Annotated in this window: 17 protein-coding genes; 6 read left to right on the top strand and 11 right to left on the bottom strand. The window is 69.2% G+C overall.

Going from position 1 to position 14,955, the window contains the following annotated elements:
* Positions 1–5: 5 nt before the first annotated feature.
* Complete coding sequence (locus BLT27_RS15730; RefSeq protein ID WP_089735604.1) at positions 6–1,571, bottom strand: preprotein translocase subunit SecD; 1,566 nt, start codon at positions 1,569–1,571, stop codon at positions 6–8.
* Positions 1,568–2,473, bottom strand: coding sequence for a protein translocase subunit SecF (gene secF, locus BLT27_RS15735; protein ID WP_089735606.1), 906 nt, complete (start codon positions 2,471–2,473; stop codon positions 1,568–1,570). The genes BLT27_RS15730 and secF overlap by 4 nt, the downstream gene beginning before the upstream one ends.
* A 171-nt stretch (positions 2,474–2,644) precedes the next feature.
* On the opposite strand from secF, the gene BLT27_RS15740 reads away from it, so the two are divergent.
* Positions 2,645–2,962 carry a DUF7968 family protein gene (locus BLT27_RS15740; protein ID WP_089735608.1) on the top strand — a complete coding sequence of 106 codons (318 nt, stop codon included), beginning with the start codon at positions 2,645–2,647 and terminating at the stop codon, positions 2,960–2,962.
* Positions 2,963–2,983: 21 nt separating this feature from the next.
* On the opposite strand, the gene BLT27_RS15745 is transcribed toward BLT27_RS15740, so the two are convergent.
* The 3 genes from BLT27_RS15745 to BLT27_RS15755 all read right to left on the bottom strand — a co-directional run bounded on the left by BLT27_RS15745 (position 2,984) and on the right by BLT27_RS15755 (position 5,002).
* On the bottom strand, positions 2,984–3,457 hold the full coding sequence (locus BLT27_RS15745; protein ID WP_089735610.1) for a DUF5812 family protein: 474 nt from the start codon (positions 3,455–3,457) through the stop codon (positions 2,984–2,986).
* Positions 3,458–3,502: 45 nt separating this feature from the next.
* On the bottom strand, positions 3,503–4,021 hold the full coding sequence (locus BLT27_RS15750) for a DUF8056 family protein (protein ID WP_089735611.1): 519 nt from the start codon (positions 4,019–4,021) through the stop codon (positions 3,503–3,505).
* A gap of 723 nt (positions 4,022–4,744) precedes the next feature.
* Positions 4,745–5,002: a hypothetical protein gene (locus tag BLT27_RS15755; RefSeq protein ID WP_175526487.1), complete on the bottom strand. Its 258-nt coding sequence runs from the start codon at positions 5,000–5,002 to the stop codon at positions 4,745–4,747.
* A gap of 103 nt (positions 5,003–5,105) precedes the next feature.
* Between BLT27_RS15755 and BLT27_RS15760 the strand changes: the two genes are divergently transcribed.
* On the top strand, positions 5,106–6,356 hold the full coding sequence (locus BLT27_RS15760; RefSeq protein ID WP_089735615.1) for a DNA double-strand break repair nuclease NurA: 1,251 nt from the start codon (positions 5,106–5,108) through the stop codon (positions 6,354–6,356).
* An 18-nt stretch (positions 6,357–6,374) separates the two neighbouring features.
* Here BLT27_RS15760 and BLT27_RS15765 read toward each other — a convergent pair whose 3' ends face one another.
* A complete protein-coding gene (locus BLT27_RS15765; protein ID WP_089735617.1) occupies positions 6,375–6,710 on the bottom strand; it encodes a DUF7113 family protein in 336 nt (111 codons plus the stop codon).
* 58 nt (positions 6,711–6,768) lie between these two features.
* Entirely contained in the window at positions 6,769–6,972 is a 204-nt protein-coding gene (locus BLT27_RS15770; protein WP_089735618.1) for a hypothetical protein, read from the bottom strand.
* A 116-nt stretch (positions 6,973–7,088) separates the two neighbouring features.
* On the opposite strand from BLT27_RS15770, the gene BLT27_RS15775 reads away from it, so the two are divergent.
* Positions 7,089–8,921, top strand: a complete 1,833-nt coding sequence (locus BLT27_RS15775) for an ATP-binding protein (protein ID WP_089735620.1) — start codon at positions 7,089–7,091, stop codon at positions 8,919–8,921.
* A gap of 42 nt (positions 8,922–8,963) precedes the next feature.
* Complete coding sequence (locus tag BLT27_RS15780) at positions 8,964–9,392, top strand: universal stress protein (RefSeq protein WP_089735623.1); 429 nt, start codon at positions 8,964–8,966, stop codon at positions 9,390–9,392.
* 1 nt (position 9,393) lies between these two features.
* Here BLT27_RS15780 and BLT27_RS15785 read toward each other — a convergent pair whose 3' ends face one another.
* Positions 9,394–10,695, bottom strand: coding sequence for a KaiC domain-containing protein (locus BLT27_RS15785; protein ID WP_089735625.1), 1,302 nt, complete (start codon positions 10,693–10,695; stop codon positions 9,394–9,396).
* Between the two features lie 218 nt (positions 10,696–10,913).
* Between BLT27_RS15785 and BLT27_RS15790 the strand changes: the two genes are divergently transcribed.
* Positions 10,914–11,738 (top strand): NAD(+)/NADH kinase, encoded by an 825-nt coding sequence (locus tag BLT27_RS15790; RefSeq protein ID WP_089735627.1) that lies wholly within the window; start codon positions 10,914–10,916, stop codon positions 11,736–11,738.
* Between the two features lie 67 nt (positions 11,739–11,805).
* Positions 11,806–12,738: a GTP cyclohydrolase MptA gene (gene mptA / locus BLT27_RS15795; RefSeq protein ID WP_089735629.1), complete on the top strand. Its 933-nt coding sequence runs from the start codon at positions 11,806–11,808 to the stop codon at positions 12,736–12,738.
* Between the two features lie 6 nt (positions 12,739–12,744).
* On the opposite strand, the gene BLT27_RS15800 is transcribed toward mptA, so the two are convergent.
* Genes BLT27_RS15800 through BLT27_RS15810 form a run of 3 tightly spaced genes read right to left on the bottom strand, consistent with a single transcriptional unit; the run spans position 12,745 to position 14,929 of the window.
* Positions 12,745–13,479, bottom strand: a complete 735-nt coding sequence (locus BLT27_RS15800; RefSeq protein ID WP_089735630.1) for an ABC transporter permease — start codon at positions 13,477–13,479, stop codon at positions 12,745–12,747.
* Entirely contained in the window at positions 13,476–14,210 is a 735-nt protein-coding gene (locus BLT27_RS15805) for a hypothetical protein (protein WP_089735633.1), read from the bottom strand. The genes BLT27_RS15800 and BLT27_RS15805 overlap by 4 nt, the downstream gene beginning before the upstream one ends.
* Positions 14,207–14,929: an ABC transporter ATP-binding protein gene (locus BLT27_RS15810; protein WP_089735635.1), complete on the bottom strand. Its 723-nt coding sequence runs from the start codon at positions 14,927–14,929 to the stop codon at positions 14,207–14,209. Before BLT27_RS15810 ends, BLT27_RS15805 begins: the two co-directional genes overlap by 4 nt.
* Positions 14,930–14,955 lie beyond the last annotated feature (26 nt).

Consider the following 14,955-nt stretch of genomic DNA (forward strand, 5'->3'; position numbering starts at 1 on the left):
GCCGGTCAGTCGTCGACCGAGAGCGAGCGCAGGATGTCACCGTAGGCGGGCCGGGTGACGAGCACCCCGATGAGCACGCCGAGGATGGTGACGATGGCGAACCCGCGCAGGTCGCCGAGGCTCAGCACCGCCAGCGGCGACATCGCGATGATGGTCGTCGCCGCCGCCGCGCCGATGACCCAGAACGCCTTGCGGAAGCGCGACTGGAACACCCGCGCCGAGTTCACGTCGCCCTCCGCCAGCACCTCGTCGGCGATGATGATGAGGTCGTCCACCCCCGTCCCGATGACGGCGATGAACCCGGCGATGTGCGAGAGGTCGAGCGGCAGTCTGACCACGGCGACGAACGCGAGCAGGAGGACGACCTCCGCCAGCGCCGTCAACACCATCGGCACCGCGACGCGCGGCTCGCCGTAGCGCAGGTAGACGACGCCGCTGACCGCGAGCACGGCGACGATACCCGTGATGAGCGAGTTCGTCTTGAAGCGGTCGGCGAGCGCGGGCTCGAGCGTGTACACCTGGCGACCGTCGGTGTCGAGCGGGGCGCGCAGCGAACCGGCGCGGAGGCTGACCGCGATGGTCTCGGCCTCGCTACGGCTCTGTGCACCCATCACGAAGCGGGGGTCGTCCGAGAACTCGTTCGCCCGGATGATGTCGGCGAAGCTCGGGGCGAGCGAGTGCGAGGACGCGACCTCGCCGTCGACCTTGGTGAGCAGACAGTAGCCACGGTCGTTCTTCTCCGCACCGCCACAGGCCGTCGAGCCGGCACCCGACGTGGTGAAGTCGTTCTCGTTCAGCACGCGGGTGAACCGCTCGGCACCCTCCTGGTTCAGCACGACGGGGACCTGATAGGGGCTGCTGTCGCCCGTCTCCGGACTCCCGATGCTGTCGATTCCCTCGCGGGTGACCAGCGTCGTCTCGGCCATCGTGCCGTTGTCGCCCGGATACCGCGCGACAAGCTCGACCGAGCCGCGCTGGGAGACCAGCCGCTCCAGCTCCTCGGCGCCCTGGTTCGGCGCCTCGACGACGATGTAGTTCTGTCCCTGTGCCGTCGTCGCGACGCGTGCCGACCCGGCGGTGAGGCCGGACTCGGCCAGCTTCTGGTCGAGCGTATCGACGATCTGCTGGCGGGTGGCGGCCGTCACGCCGTCACGGATGTCGTCCTCGCTGAACTGCCCACCGTCGCTGGTCCGGAAGCCGACCTGGTTCAACGCGGTCGCGACCTCGGACTGCTCGACGGACTTGTTGAACACCTCGACGGTGCCGACGCCCGTCTCCCGGTCCACCTGGAAGTAGATGTCACGGGTCGGGACGCTCAGGTTGTCGGCCATCGCCTGTCTGGCCTGGCCCTGCTCCTGGCCCGCGAAGTCGACGTCCTCCGCGGTCATTCCGACGACCGGGGCGCGCAGTCGCGTCCCGCCGTCGAGCTGGATGCCGTACTGGAGGTTCGACATCTGGTTGCCGCCGCCGTCGGAGCCGCCGCCGACGACGCCCGGCACGAAGAGGACGATGCCACTGGAGACGAGCATGATGGCGAGCAGTATCACCCGCCAGTTCTCGCGGGCGTTCATTCCGGCGTCACCTCTCCGAGCTCGTACCAGCGAAGCAGACTCAGGTTCAACATGTACGTGTTCATCAGGTCGGTCGCCAGCCCGAGCACCAGCACCAGCCCGATGGAGGCCATCAGCTCGATGCCGAACAGCGTCGCGGTCACGGCCATCACGGCCATCGCGGACATCGACGTGACCGTCATCGTCACACCGGTGTCCATCGCGCGCTTCGTGCTCTCGTAGAACCCCCCGGAGCGCCGGAGGATGTGGTTGTTCAGGAGGATGTCGGAGTCGACGGAGTAGCCGACGAGCATCAGGAGTGCGGCGACGGTCCCCAGCGAGAGCTCGATGCCGACGAGGTTCATGACGGCGAGGGGGACGACGATGTCGGAGAACGCCGAGATGACGATCGCCGCCGAGGGGACGAACGTCCGGAACAGCCCGAACGCGAGCAGGCTCATGCCGGCGAAGGCGACGAAGAGACCGAGAATCGCCGTGTCCTGGGCACCGGACGCGAACGCCGGCGACACGGTCTGTCTGGAGAGCACTATCTCGCAGTCCTCCGGGTTCGAGCACGCCGGCTCCAGGTTGTTATTGGCCTGCTGGTTGAGCGTGGAGCCGTTCGTCTCCGGCCCGAAGGTGACGACGTAGGTCGGGTTGTTCGAGGTCGGGTCGCGGACCTGCTGTGTCGACAGCACTTCGGCCTCGAACGCCTGGTCGATCTCGCCTCTCGGCGTATCCGTCTGTACCGTGAGTTCGGTCCCGCCGGTAAAGTCGGTCCCCAGCGACACCGGTGTTCCGAACATGACGTACCATCCGGCGAGAACCACCAGCGCGACGGCGAGGACGGCGAGGGGCACCGCCGCAAGCTGGCGGTTCGAGTACCGGGTGTAGTCGACTTCCGGTACCTCGAACTTGCTCATGCAGGCGGCTCTGGCATCAGCCCACCTAAGCCTTCTTATCTTTGGCCGCTCCGCCGGTCGAAAAGACCGCGTTACGCCGCCCGTAACCGCCGTCGTTCGGCGACTGTCGGACTGGCGCGCGCCGCACCGACCCGGGTCACGCTTTTGACCCGCTGGCACCTGTGCTCAGGTATGAGCACACACGCTACTCGGGTCGTCCTCTCGTACCCGACGAACCTCTCCGACTGGAGCCGTCGACAGGTCGACACCGACCACTACCACGCCTGGCTGCGCCGGACCCACGACGCGGTCGAGGTCGGCGACGTGTGGAAGGAGTTCGTCGACGTCGGCTGCTGTGGCAGCACCTACGACGTCCCCCTGCGCGTCGAGGCGGTCGAGGGCGGCTCCACCATGGGACCGGACACGGAGATCGAGTACACGGTCCGCGAGTCCTGCGAGCTCGGCGGCGGCTGGGAGGTCCAGAGCGCCGCCGGCCCCGCCGGCGAGTAGACCGAATCCGGCAGTAGCGCGTCAGTCAGGCAGGTACCGCACGTTCAGCACGCCCGCGTCGGGGTCGCTCCGCACCTCGACTCGCACCGCGCCCACTCGGGCGGCGCGAGCGACCGTCTCCTGGTCCTCGAGCACGTCGTCGACCGCGTCGTCCACCTGCTCGGGCGGCACCGAGAGCACGTGTATCTCGCCAGTCCCGGCGCGCTCGACCCGCTCGACCTCGCCGACGGACTGCGATTCGGCTATCTCCATGGCCTGCTGCGTGGGCGAGAGGTCGCTGTCGACCAGCTCGACGGTCCGGCGGGAGGACTCCTCGACGACCGTCCAGACGACCTCCATCGGCGGCTCCGCCGCGATGGTCGCGCCGACGACATCCCACTGCTCGTAGCCGTCGTGCTCGGACAGCGTGTGAATCTGGCCCGTCTCCACGTCCTGCAGGACGGCCGACTCCGCGTCGGCCTCCGTCACGAGGAACGTCCCCGTCTTCTCGGTCATGCCCACCGGTAGTCGGTCGAGCCATTTCCGGATTTCGTCACGGGCTCACCGCGCCAGCCGCTCCACCGCCACGATGACGACCACGCCCACAACCGGCGGGGCGAACGCGTAGACCGGGTCCAGCGCGTAGCAGAACTCGACGAACGCGCCCAGCAGCGGCACGTCCGGCGCGGGGTCGCGGTACTCCGCCGGCGCCGATACCAGCAGGGTCACGTACAGCGACGCGAGGAACGCGAACCCGGAGAGCGCGAGCAGGAAATCCGTCCGGCGGCTGCTGGTGCCCCGCCCGGCGCGCCGCGCAGCGTAGAACGGCGGCGCGAGGAGCGGGGCGACCAGGAGCATCCCCAGCCACGGCAGCATCGCTCGCGAGAACGTGTTCAGCTCCCCCTGTCCCAGCGTCCACTTCACCCACTGCGGGATGGCGAGGACCAGGAGGAGCGCGATGAACGCCGACGCGAGCACCCCGATGACGGTGTAGGCCCGCAGGAGGTACGATTCGCTCCGCACGCCCTTCGCGACAGAGCGCCTGATGACGCTGTACCTGCCGGCCGACTGCTCGCTCATTACCGGAGTTTTGGACCGTGGTGAGATAAGCCCCGCGACACTTACCGGGAGCTGTGCGCTGTCTTGTCGTCGTTCGGAGTGCTGGCGCGGTGGTGTGAGATAGTAACGGACTTGAAACTCGGGCGACCTGGGAATCGTTTGAACCGACATCAGCCAGAAAGCCCCTGCTCGCTCGACGGCTACAACTCGCTGCGTCCCCGGAAATCTCCGATTTCCGGTGTCTCGGAAACCGGAGGTTTCCGACGAGTCCGCAGAAGCTTCGCTTCTGCGAGATGCTCACGAGACGCTCCGCGTCTCGTGACCGCTCCTCGTGCCTGCGGTGCTTGCTTCGCCTCGAACGTCGAGCAGTCGACCCCTTTCGGTCCCACCCCACACAGCTCCGCACCTCGACCCTCCCCAGCCGACTGCGCTCCTCACTGCGTTGCGGTGCTCGCCCCTCGCGCGCTGAGAGGCTCGCGGCCTCCGGCACGCTCGCCAGCCGCGCGCCGTGCCGGCTGGGTCGACGACGACGCCACCAACCACACGGCCGAGACACCCCGCGCCGGCAGGCGCGTGGGTGTCGAGGGGGAGGGCTGGCGCGGTGCGGTTGCGGTGCGGTGGTGGGCGGACTGAAAGGGGCGAGGTTCTCGGGGCTTTCTGGCTGTTCGTGTCGCCAGTCGGACCCCCACTCACGTAACAGTCGCACTCACGTCACGAAGGACGGGGAAACAGAACGAAAACGAGTTACTCGGACACGAACTCGGCACCGCAGTCGCCACAGCGCGAGCCGTTCCCGGGGCGGGTCCGCTGGGCGAACACGGCGCCGCAGTCGTCACAGACCATGAACAGGCGGTGTTCGGGGTCGACGCCGGCCTCGAACGACATCTCGACCCAGGCGTCGGGGTTGTCGGGGTCGAAGATGCGGACGCCATCGTCGGTCCGGCACCAGTCGTAGTCGGCGTCGCCCTCGGTCTGGACGGGGTCTGCGCCCTGATTTGCCATCACGGCTAGCTCCGGCACCGCGAAACATAAGGCCGTTGATAAATTTGAACACGGAACCGAGTTAACCGTCGGTTTTTACCGGTTGGGGGCGAACCCCGCTGGTATGACGCTCGACCCGGTGCACTTCGACGGCATCGCGGAGCTGGCCCGCCGCATCCGGTACGACGTCGACGAGTCGGACCACCGGGCGTTCGCCGAGACCGTCTGGCACGAGTTCCTCGACCCGCTGGTCCACGACGGCCGGACGGTGCTCGAACCGCTCGACGGGGTGGCGAGACACTCGGCCCCGGTCGAGGACGTGGCGCTGACGGAGACGGCGTTCGACACCGTCCACGGGCTGGACTCGGGCACCATCAACCCGACCACGTTCACGAACGGGCTGGTGCTGGACATCGCCCAGGCCGCCATGTCCGCGACGCCGTCGGACCTCGACCTGCACCGGGCGCGCACCCTCGTGATGACCGTCCACACGAACGACGCGACCGTCGACGTGGACGAGTCCGCCTGGTCGATGGGCGACGAGGGGTTCATCCGGTCGCAGATCCGCCACGCCCCGCACGTCAACCGGTTCGAGGAGGGCGTCGTCCACGCGCTGGCGCTCTACCTCGCCGAGTCGAGCCACGCGCTCACCCAGGCCGAGGTCGTCGACGACCTCCTCGTGCTCGACGGGCCGCTCTACCCGAAGGGGCTGCTGAAGTGGGCCGACCGCCACCCGGAGCTGGCGACGCTGCTCGCCGAGGAGGAGCAGCCACGAGAGGTCGTCGCGAACTACGTCGAACTCGTCGAGAGATTCGTCCAGCGCGACGTGCCGCTCGTCGGCTTCGTCAAGAACCCCGCCTCGAAGGTCGTCACGCAGGTCGTCCGGAAGTCCGGCGGGCAGGCCCCCTGGGTCGGCGACTCGGCGTTCTTCTCACGGGTGCTCGAACGACGCGACCCCGGCGAGTACGAGCGCGACACGGACCGGCTCACCTGCACGAACTGGTTCCGGTCGCGGGGTGGCGTCGACCGCCCGCTCTCGACCGACGGCGACGCCCTCGGCGTGGCGCGCGGACTCGACGCCAGCGAGTACGAGGTCACGTTCTGCATGGTGTACGACCCCCGGGAGGACATCGTCTACCGGCTCGAAGCCCCCCACGCGTTCACGAAGGACGCCGACCTGCGCGACGACCTGCGACTGTTCGCGATGCAGGAGGTCGCCGCCGAGTCCGGCCCGCCGCGGGCCGTCTCGAAGGCCGACGAGCTGGCGCGCATCAGCCGCGACGAGAAACGCGCGCTCCGCGAGACGCTGGAGGAGAGCTTCGACGCCCGGCGCGCGCGGAACTACGACGACCTTCGCTGGGGCGACAGCGGGTAGGTCCCGGGTCGGCCGTCGTCAGGCGGGCTCGGCCTTCGTCGTCGTCACCTCGACGTCGGCCGGGTCGACGCCGATGCGGGCGAACTGCGTGCGGACGTGCTCCTCGGCCGCCGCGACGGCCTGGTCCTTCGTCTCGAAGCCGCGCGGCATCGGCGACTCGAAGGCGACGTTGACCGTCTCGCCGCCGACCTCCTGTGCGGTGCCGCCGCTCTCGACCGCGTAGAACTCGTCGCAGACCCAGACGTAGGGTGCGTCCTCGTCGGGCGCACCCTGGAACTGCGGGGCGTCCTCGCCGCGTTCGTAGATGGTCCCCGTCAGGTCGGTGCCGGCCGCGCTTCCGCGTACGAGCAACATGACCCGCCGGTATGTTCCGGGGCCGGATAAGAGCGCGGGCTACAGTTCTCCCCGTCGGTCACGACTCCTCGGCCTCGTAGACGAACTGGTACTTCTCGGGACGGTGCAGCTTGCGGGCCGCCAGAAACGCGCCGGTGAGTGCGACACCCAGATTGAGACCGACGAGGAAGGTAATTGCGTTCGCGTCGTTGGCGAGGAACCAGCCGAGCACGACGAGTACGTAGCCAGCGTACAGGAGGAGCTGTAACAGGGCCTTTCGCATCTTCGTGTCACGCTCGGCGTCGTAGGCGGAAAAAGGTAGGCCACCGGCGAACGGCCGCTGCAGACGACGCCACTGGATGGGAAACGGGTTTGACCCCTGACCACCTTGCCCCGGACATGACCGACCTCGGCGATTTCGGCGACTTCGACGGCGGCGACGACGGGGACGGGTCGTCGGCCGGCGCGAGCGGTGGCTCCGAAGCGGCAGCGGACGACGCTGGAGGCGACGAATCGGCCGCCCGCGAGGACGAGTTCGAACCGCTCGACGTCTCCCCACGGGGGAGCGACCGCGGCATCGGTACCATCGCGGTCTCCGAGGGCCTGCAGATCTGCGAGCGCGAGGAGGACACCCAGCTCCGGGCGTACGTGACGACGGGTAACCGGCCGAGCGTCCGCATCGGCTCGTACCTGCTCGTCCCGTACCCCGACGGCGAACGCCTGTTCTGTCGCATCACCGGACTGGAGTACGCGCAGGCGTTCCACGCCGACGACGCGACCGAGATCCACGCCCGGCGGGCGATGCGCCGCGACGGTATCGACGAGGCCGACTACAAGTTCATGGCGACGCTGGAGCCGATGGCAGTGCTGTTCGAGCAGGACGGCGAGCTCACCCGGCGGATGGTCGACCGCGTCCCGAAGCCCGAGACCGTGGTCCGCGAGGCCGCCGACACCTCCGAGATCAAGACCGGGTTGAAGATGCCCGAGGACGGCGTCTTCATCGGCCATCTCTCCGTCGGCGGCGAGACGGTGACGACGAACGCGGAGCCGCCGACCATCGACTACCGGCTGAAGGACGACTACGACTCGGGCGACCCGCTCGTCTTCCGGCACACGCTCGTCGCCGGCGGGACCGGCTCGGGGAAGACCCACGGGGCGAAGAACATCCTCCGGCAGTACGTCGCCGACGAGCGCACGTACCCCATGGAGGACGGGCGCTCCGTGACGCCGGCGCTCGTGATGTTCGACCCGCAGGACGAGTACGCCCAGATGCACGACGACAACTCCGAGATGTCCGAGGCGTTCGCCCGCCGGCTCGAACGCGAGGGCATCGCCCACGGCGGTGTCCCGGACACGACGGCGTTCGTCCCGAAGGTCGGACAGGCGACCTACGCGGCGGACCACCACCGCGCCGAGCAGGTCGAGTTCACCGTGCCCTTCTCGATGGTGCGCTCGCGCCCCTGGCTCGTCGCCAGCGCGGGGCTGAACGACAACCAGTACCCGGCGCTGAAGTACCTCCTCAAGCGCTTCTTCGACCAGCACGGCGACGAGGGGACGTACGAGGGGTTCCGCCGGTTCCTCGACGACCCCGCGCTGAAGGAGGAGCTCGACGAATCCGGGCGGGTCCACGAGGCGACCTTCGACGCCGTCAAGCGACGGACCTACGGCTTCGGCGACGTGTTCGACCGGGCCGCCCGGCCCATCACCGACCTCGTCCACGAGTTCGTCCGCCCCGGCGGCGTCTCGGTCGTCCCGACGTACCACGTCAACGACAGCCGGGCGACGACGACGGTCGTGCTCGCGCTCGCCAGCCTGCTCGTCGACGAGAAGCTCTCGAACGACCCGACCCACGACCGCATCAAGGAGACGCCGCTCGTCCTGGGCATGGACGAGGCGCACAACTTCCTCACCGACGCCGACAACGTGCAGGCCCGGAAGGTCATCTCGAAGTTCACCGACGCCGCCAAGCAGGGCCGAAAGGAGCGGCTGGGGCTGTTCCTCATCACGCAGGACCCCCAGGACATCGCCGACCCGGTGTTCAAGCAGGTGAACACGAAGGTCGTGCTCAACCTCGGCGACGAGGACGCCATCAAGTCCGTCAACATCCCGCCGAACCTGGAGAGCAAGGTGCCGTACATGGAGAAGGGCCAGATGGTCGTCTACTCGCCGGACAACTCCGAGCCGGTGGAGTGTATCGGGCTGTCGACGTGTGTGACCGAACACGGGCGGTAGCTCGGTGGAAGCTTTACGTCGCGTGCCGTGGTATTCTCCCGCATGTTGGAACGCGTCCTCGTTGCCTACGACGACTCCGAGCAGTCGACCGGGGCGCTCGAGTTCGCCCTGCGCGAGTTCGACGACGCGACCCTGCTGGTGCTGACCATCGTCGACCCCGGCGAGGCCAACACGAAGCGGCTGTTCTCGATGCCGACGTTCGCGAGCGAGTGGTACGAGGACGCCCGCGAGGAGGCCCGGGACCGACTCGCGGAGGCGACCGAACTGGCGACCGCGGCGGGCGTCGACGTGGAGACGGACGTGGTCGTCGGCCGGCCCGCGAAGACGATCGTCGACTACGCGAACGAGCAGGACTGCGACCACATCGTCACCGGCAGCCACGGACGCTCGGGTGTCTCACGCATCGTGCTCGGGAGCGTCGCGGAGACGGTCGTCCGGCGGTCGCCGGTGCCCGTGACGGTCGTGCGGTAGCTCAGAAGATGTTCGCCTGCCGGTGGACCGAGATGCCATTGTCCGTTATCTCGTAGGGCTTCGTCTCGCGGGAGTGGTTGGCGTCGCGGATCTTCTGGATCTCCACGGCGAGGCGGGTCTCCCTGAAATCGGACGGACGGACGTACTGGAGGATGAACACGGCGTCGGTGAGGTACTCGACGATGCCGTGGCGGGAGACGAACGGCGAGTCCTCGCTGGCCTCGCTCGTCAGCATCGTCGTGATGCCGGAGTCCTTCAGGCTCTGGGTGAAGTCGTACACCTCGGTGCGGCGCTTGGCGCGCGAGTCGTACATCATCTCCAGCAGCGAGACGGAGTCGAGCACGAGCCGGGTCGCCCCGAACTGCTCGATGAGGCGGGGCAGGTCAGACCGGATGGAGGCGAGGCTGTTCGCCATCTCGATGGGGTCGATGTCGACGACCGCGAGCCGGTCGTCCTCGACGTACTCGTCGAACGGCATCCCCTTCTCGACCGCGGAGTTGACGACGCGCTCGCTGCTCTCCTCGAGCGTGATGAAGATGGCCCGCTCGCCGTTCTCCAGGGCCTCGTTCAGGAACTGCAGCCCGAAGGTCGTCTTCCCGGTCCCGGCCGAGCCGATGGTGACCATCAGCGAGCGCTCGGGCACGCCGCCCTGTATCATCTCGTCGAGGCCCTTGATGCCGAGGTCGATGCGCGGCATGTCCGACTCGAACTCGTCGTCGTCGAAGCTGGTGCCGCCCAGGCCGCCCCCACCGCCCATACCGAACTGGCCGCCGCCGTCCCCCATGTCGAACTCGCCGGGGTCGAAGTCGCCGACGTTGCCGTCCATCTCACCGATGTCCGCGTCCATTCCGCCGCCCATCCCGCTGCCGCCCATCCCGCTGCCGCCCATCCCGTCATCGGGGTCGCCCGCGCTGTCGGGCAGCTGGATGTCGCCCATCGCCGCGCCGAAGTCGTCGTCGAACAGCCCACCGCCGTCGGTGCCGTCGTCGCCATCGTCGCTGCGGGTCGGGTCGTCCGGTTCGGGGTCGTCGTCGCTGTCGTCGCTGTCGTTGCCGGTCGCGTCGTCCGGTTCGGGGTCGGCGACCTCGGCGGTTTCGAGGGCCTCCCAGGCGTCTGTCGCCGTGGGGTCGTCGGGCGTGTCCGCCGGGGCCGAGCCATCCTCGGCCGTCGCCGCTTCCTGCTCGTCGGTGTCCCCGTTGTCGGGCTCGTCGGCGTGCGCGTCGTCGGTGTCGTCGCTGGGCTGCTGCCCGCGGCGCTCCTGGACGGCCCGCTCGAACCAGTCCAGTTCGTCGTCGTCACTCATGCCACGCCAGCTCCGTTTTGACAGTCGGTCCGGCACGCCGTCGTGGGGTCCGGGGCGATGCCGGCGACCTGGTCGTCGAGGGGGAACATCTGGGTGTGACCCCGGCCGGTCGGCACGCTGCCGCCGGACGGTTCGTACAGCCGATGTAAAGCCCTACATATAAATTAACCTTGTTGCCATCCGGAGGGTTTTATCCCTCGACCGCGCTACCGTCGAGTATGAAGGTCGGCCTGGTCGCACAGAAGGAGAACGCTCGTGCCGCCAGCCTGGCGGGGCGCCTCCGCGAGATGCTCCACGGGCAGGACGTGACGGTCGTCGTCGACACCGCCACCGCGACGGCGCTCGACGTCCCCGGCGTGGACCCGTCGGCGATGGACGACGCCGACCTGGCGGTGAGCATCGGCGGCGACGGGACGTTCCTCTTCACCGCTCGCGGCGTCGGCACGGTCCCCATCGTCGGCGTCAACCTCGGCGAGGTCGGGTTCCTGAACGCCGTCTCCCCCGAGGACGCCGTCGACGTGGTCCGCGAGGAGGTCGACCGATTCGAGTCGACCGGCGCGGTCCGAACCCGCGAGATGAGCCGGCTCCGTGCTCGCGGGGACGGCTGGGACCTCGACCCGGCGGTCAACGAGATCGTCGTGCAGGGCCCCCAGCGCGGCCACGGCAACGGCGGCGAGTTCGAGGTGCGCGTCGACGGCGAGCTGTACAGCGGCTCCGCGGCCGACGGCGTGCTCGTCGCCACGCCCGCCGGCAGCACCGCCTACAACATGAGCGAGGGCGGGCCGCTCGTCCGCCCGGAGGTCGACGCCGTCGTCGTCACGGAGATGTGTGCGGGCGAGCCGATGCCGTCGCTCGTCTCCGCCGCCGACAGCACCGTCACCGTGCGTATCGACGACGCCGAGATGGGCTACGTCATCAGCGACGGCCGCGCCCAGCAGGAGCTCGAGCCACCGACGACGGTCACCGTCGAACGCGCCAGCGAGCCGGTCCGGCTGGCCGGGCCGCCAAGCGAGTTCTTCAAAGCGCTCAACAAGCTCGACTGAGCCGGAGTACGGGCAAACCCCCCGACTTTCGAAAGCACTAATCAACTCACGACCCTACCCGGGGGCAATGAGTGAACAACTCCCCGACGTGCAGGCGTCGAGCCCCGACGTGACCGTCGGGCTGAGTCAGGTCGGCGTGACGGGCGTCGAGAAGCTCGTCAAGCTGGCCCGCCCGGACAAGCGCCCCATCGTGCTGACCGCCGAGTTCGAGGTGTTCGTGGACCTCCCGTCGTGGCGCAAGGGCGCGGATATGTCCCGGAACATGGAGGTCATCGACGAGACGCTGGAGGCCGCCACCCGCGAGGAGGCCTACCGCGTCGAGGACGTCTGTGGCGACGCCGCCGAGCGCCTGCTCGCCAAGCACGACTACACGACCAAGGCCGAGGTCCGGATGGAGGCCGAGCTGATGACCCGGGAGAAGACCCCGGAGTCGGACAAGGAGACCCAGTCGACTATCGACGTCATCGCCTCCGCGACCGCGACCGAGGAGGGAACCCGCGAGGAGATCGGCGCCCGCGTCGTCGGGATGACCGTCTGTCCCTGCTCGCAAGGGATGTCCGCGGCGCGCGCGCGGCGCGTGCTCGACGACCTCGGCGTCGACGACGACACCGCCGAGGCGTTCCTCGACGAGGTGCCCCAGCCGGGCCACTCCCAGCGCGGCCACGCCACGCTGACCGTCGAGAGCGAGGACGCCCCCGAGGTCGACCTGATGAACCTCGTCGACGTCGCCCGCGACTCGATGTCCGCCCGCATCTACAACCTCGCGAAGCGCCCCGACGAGGACCACATGACCTACCACTCCCACGCCAACGCGAAGTTCGTCGAGGACTGCGTGCGCTCGATGGCCGAGGACGTGGTGACGGAGTTCCCCGACCTCCCCGACACCGCCGTGGTGACGATGAAGCAGTCGAACGACGAGTCCATCCACCAGCACAACGCCCACGCCGAGCGCATCGTCGACATGGCGACGCTGCGCGACGAAGTGGACGGGACGCACTGAGGTCCGTCACGCGGGGCTCGCGCTTCTGGCGAACGCCCATCCTGCCACGACGCCGACCCCGAGCAGGTACACCAGCCCCCAGCCGATGCTCTCGACGGGCAGGTCGCCCGCGAACGCCGCCGCGACGACCAGCTCGCCGGCGTAGTGGCCGGGGAGCAGGGCGGGGAGCTCGCCGGCCGAATCCGTCATGGGATTCTGGAAGAGGAACACGTCGAGCGTCGGCCCGAACAGCATGACGTACACGCCCGCGAGCCTGTCGAGGACGACACCGACGGCGACGCCGACCGCGCCGTAGGTCGCGCCGGCGAGCAGGACGCCGAGGGCGAAGCCGACGAGGTGGCCGGGCGAGACGAACACCAGCGCGACCGCCACCGTGACGACGGTCTCGACGATGGCGACAACGGCGAGCACGCCGAAGCGGGCGAGGACGACCGAGCGAACGTCGTAGCCGGCGATGACGAGCCGCGAGTCGGCGTCGGCGGTCGCCCGGAGGACGAACAGCCCGGTGATGCCGACGACGAGCGCGGTGACGATGGGGGCGACGAGCACGACGACGGCGTCGGCGGTGGCGTGGGTCGCGGTGCCGCCGCCGGGCAGGTGCACCGGGACGGGCGTCGACGGTGCGACGCCGGCGAACACGGCGACGAAGTACACCGGGAGGAACGCAAAGAGCGCCAGCAGGACCGGGGTCCGGGCGTACTCGCGGAGGCCGAGGCGCAGCGCGGTCGCGGTGTGGCTCACGCGGCACCACCTCGCGTGAGGCGAGCGTAGGCGAGCGTCGCGGCGGCCGCCAGCACGAGTGCGTAGCCGACCGCACCGGCCGCGTCGGCGAGCGCAACGTCGCCGCCGAGCACCGCAGTCTCGACGAGCGTGTGGACGTGCGAGAGCGGGAACACCCACGCGATGCCGTCGAGCTCGCCGACGATACCGGTCGCCATGGCGGCGTCGATGTCGGCGACGAACACGAGCACGAGCGAGCCCTCGAGCTCGCGGGGGAGCAGGGCACCGACGAGGACGCCCAGCGCGCCGTAGGTCAGCCCCGCGAGCGCGAGTGCGGCGAGTGCGAGGGCCGGCCGTTCGGGCGCGGTGTCGTACCAGACCGAGGCCAGCGAGACGCTCGCGCCGACGAGCGCGACCAGTGCGACCGTGGCGAACCGGCCGGCGAGCAGGTGCGTACGGGGGAAGCCGGCGAGCCCGAGCCGCCCGTCGGCCCGGCGCGCGCTGATGACCTGGAACAGCCCGACGAGGCCGGCGAGGAACGCGGCGGCGAACGTCGCGCCGCTGATGCGACCGAGCGCACGCGGCGGCGCGGAGAGCCCCGGGAGCTGCGGGAAGGCGGCCATGGCCTCCCCGTAGCCGACGACGACCGCGGGGGGGAGCACGAGGAGGACGGCGAGGTGGAACGGGTCGCGCGCGAACGCCCGGGTGCTCGCCAGCACGGCCGTTCGGAGCCGGCTCGCAGTCGCGCTCACGCCGTCTCGCCTCCGTCGCGGGGCGCCAGTTCGAGTTCGCCGTCGCGTAGCTCGTAGAGCCGGTCGAACCGCTCGTGCTCGTTGACGAGGTGGGAGATGATGCCGATGCTCGTCCCGTCGGCGGTCAGCTCCTCGGTCAGCGACCAGAACGTCTGGTAGGTGTCCCAGTCGAAGCCGGTGTAGGGCTCGTCGAGCAGCAGGACGTCGGGGTCGTGCAGCAGGGAGACGCCGAGGTTCACCTTCTGACGGTTGCCCCCGGAGAGGTGGTCGACGCGGTAGTCCAGGAAGCGCTCGAAGTCCAGGCGCTCGGCCAGCTCGTCCCGAGCGTCGACGACCGCGTCCGCGTCCATCCCGTACGCCTCGCCGAACAGCTCGAACGTCTCGCGCACGGTCAGCCGGTCGTACAGCAGCGTCTCCTGTGGACACCAGCCGACGCTCCCGCCGCGGGTTATCTCGCCCGCGTCGGGGTCGAGCGCGCCGACCAGGAGCTTCAGTAGCGTCGACTTCCCGCTGCCGTTCTCGCCGACGATACCGACGATCTCGCCGCGGCGGAGTTCCAGGCTGGCGCCGGTCAGCACCTCGACCGAGCGCGTGAACGGGAGCCGCGAGCCGTACGTCTTCTCGAGGCCGTCGCCCCGGAGGACGACGTCCCTCGCCAGGTCGAGGGACCCCGTCGAGTTCCCGGGGTCGGATGCACGCTGTTCGAGTATATTTGGCATATGCCGAATATTCTGAACCAAGTGAT

Source organism: Haloarchaeobius iranensis, from assembly GCF_900103505.1.
Taxonomy (GTDB): Archaea; Halobacteriota; Halobacteria; order Halobacteriales; family Natrialbaceae; genus Haloarchaeobius; species Haloarchaeobius iranensis.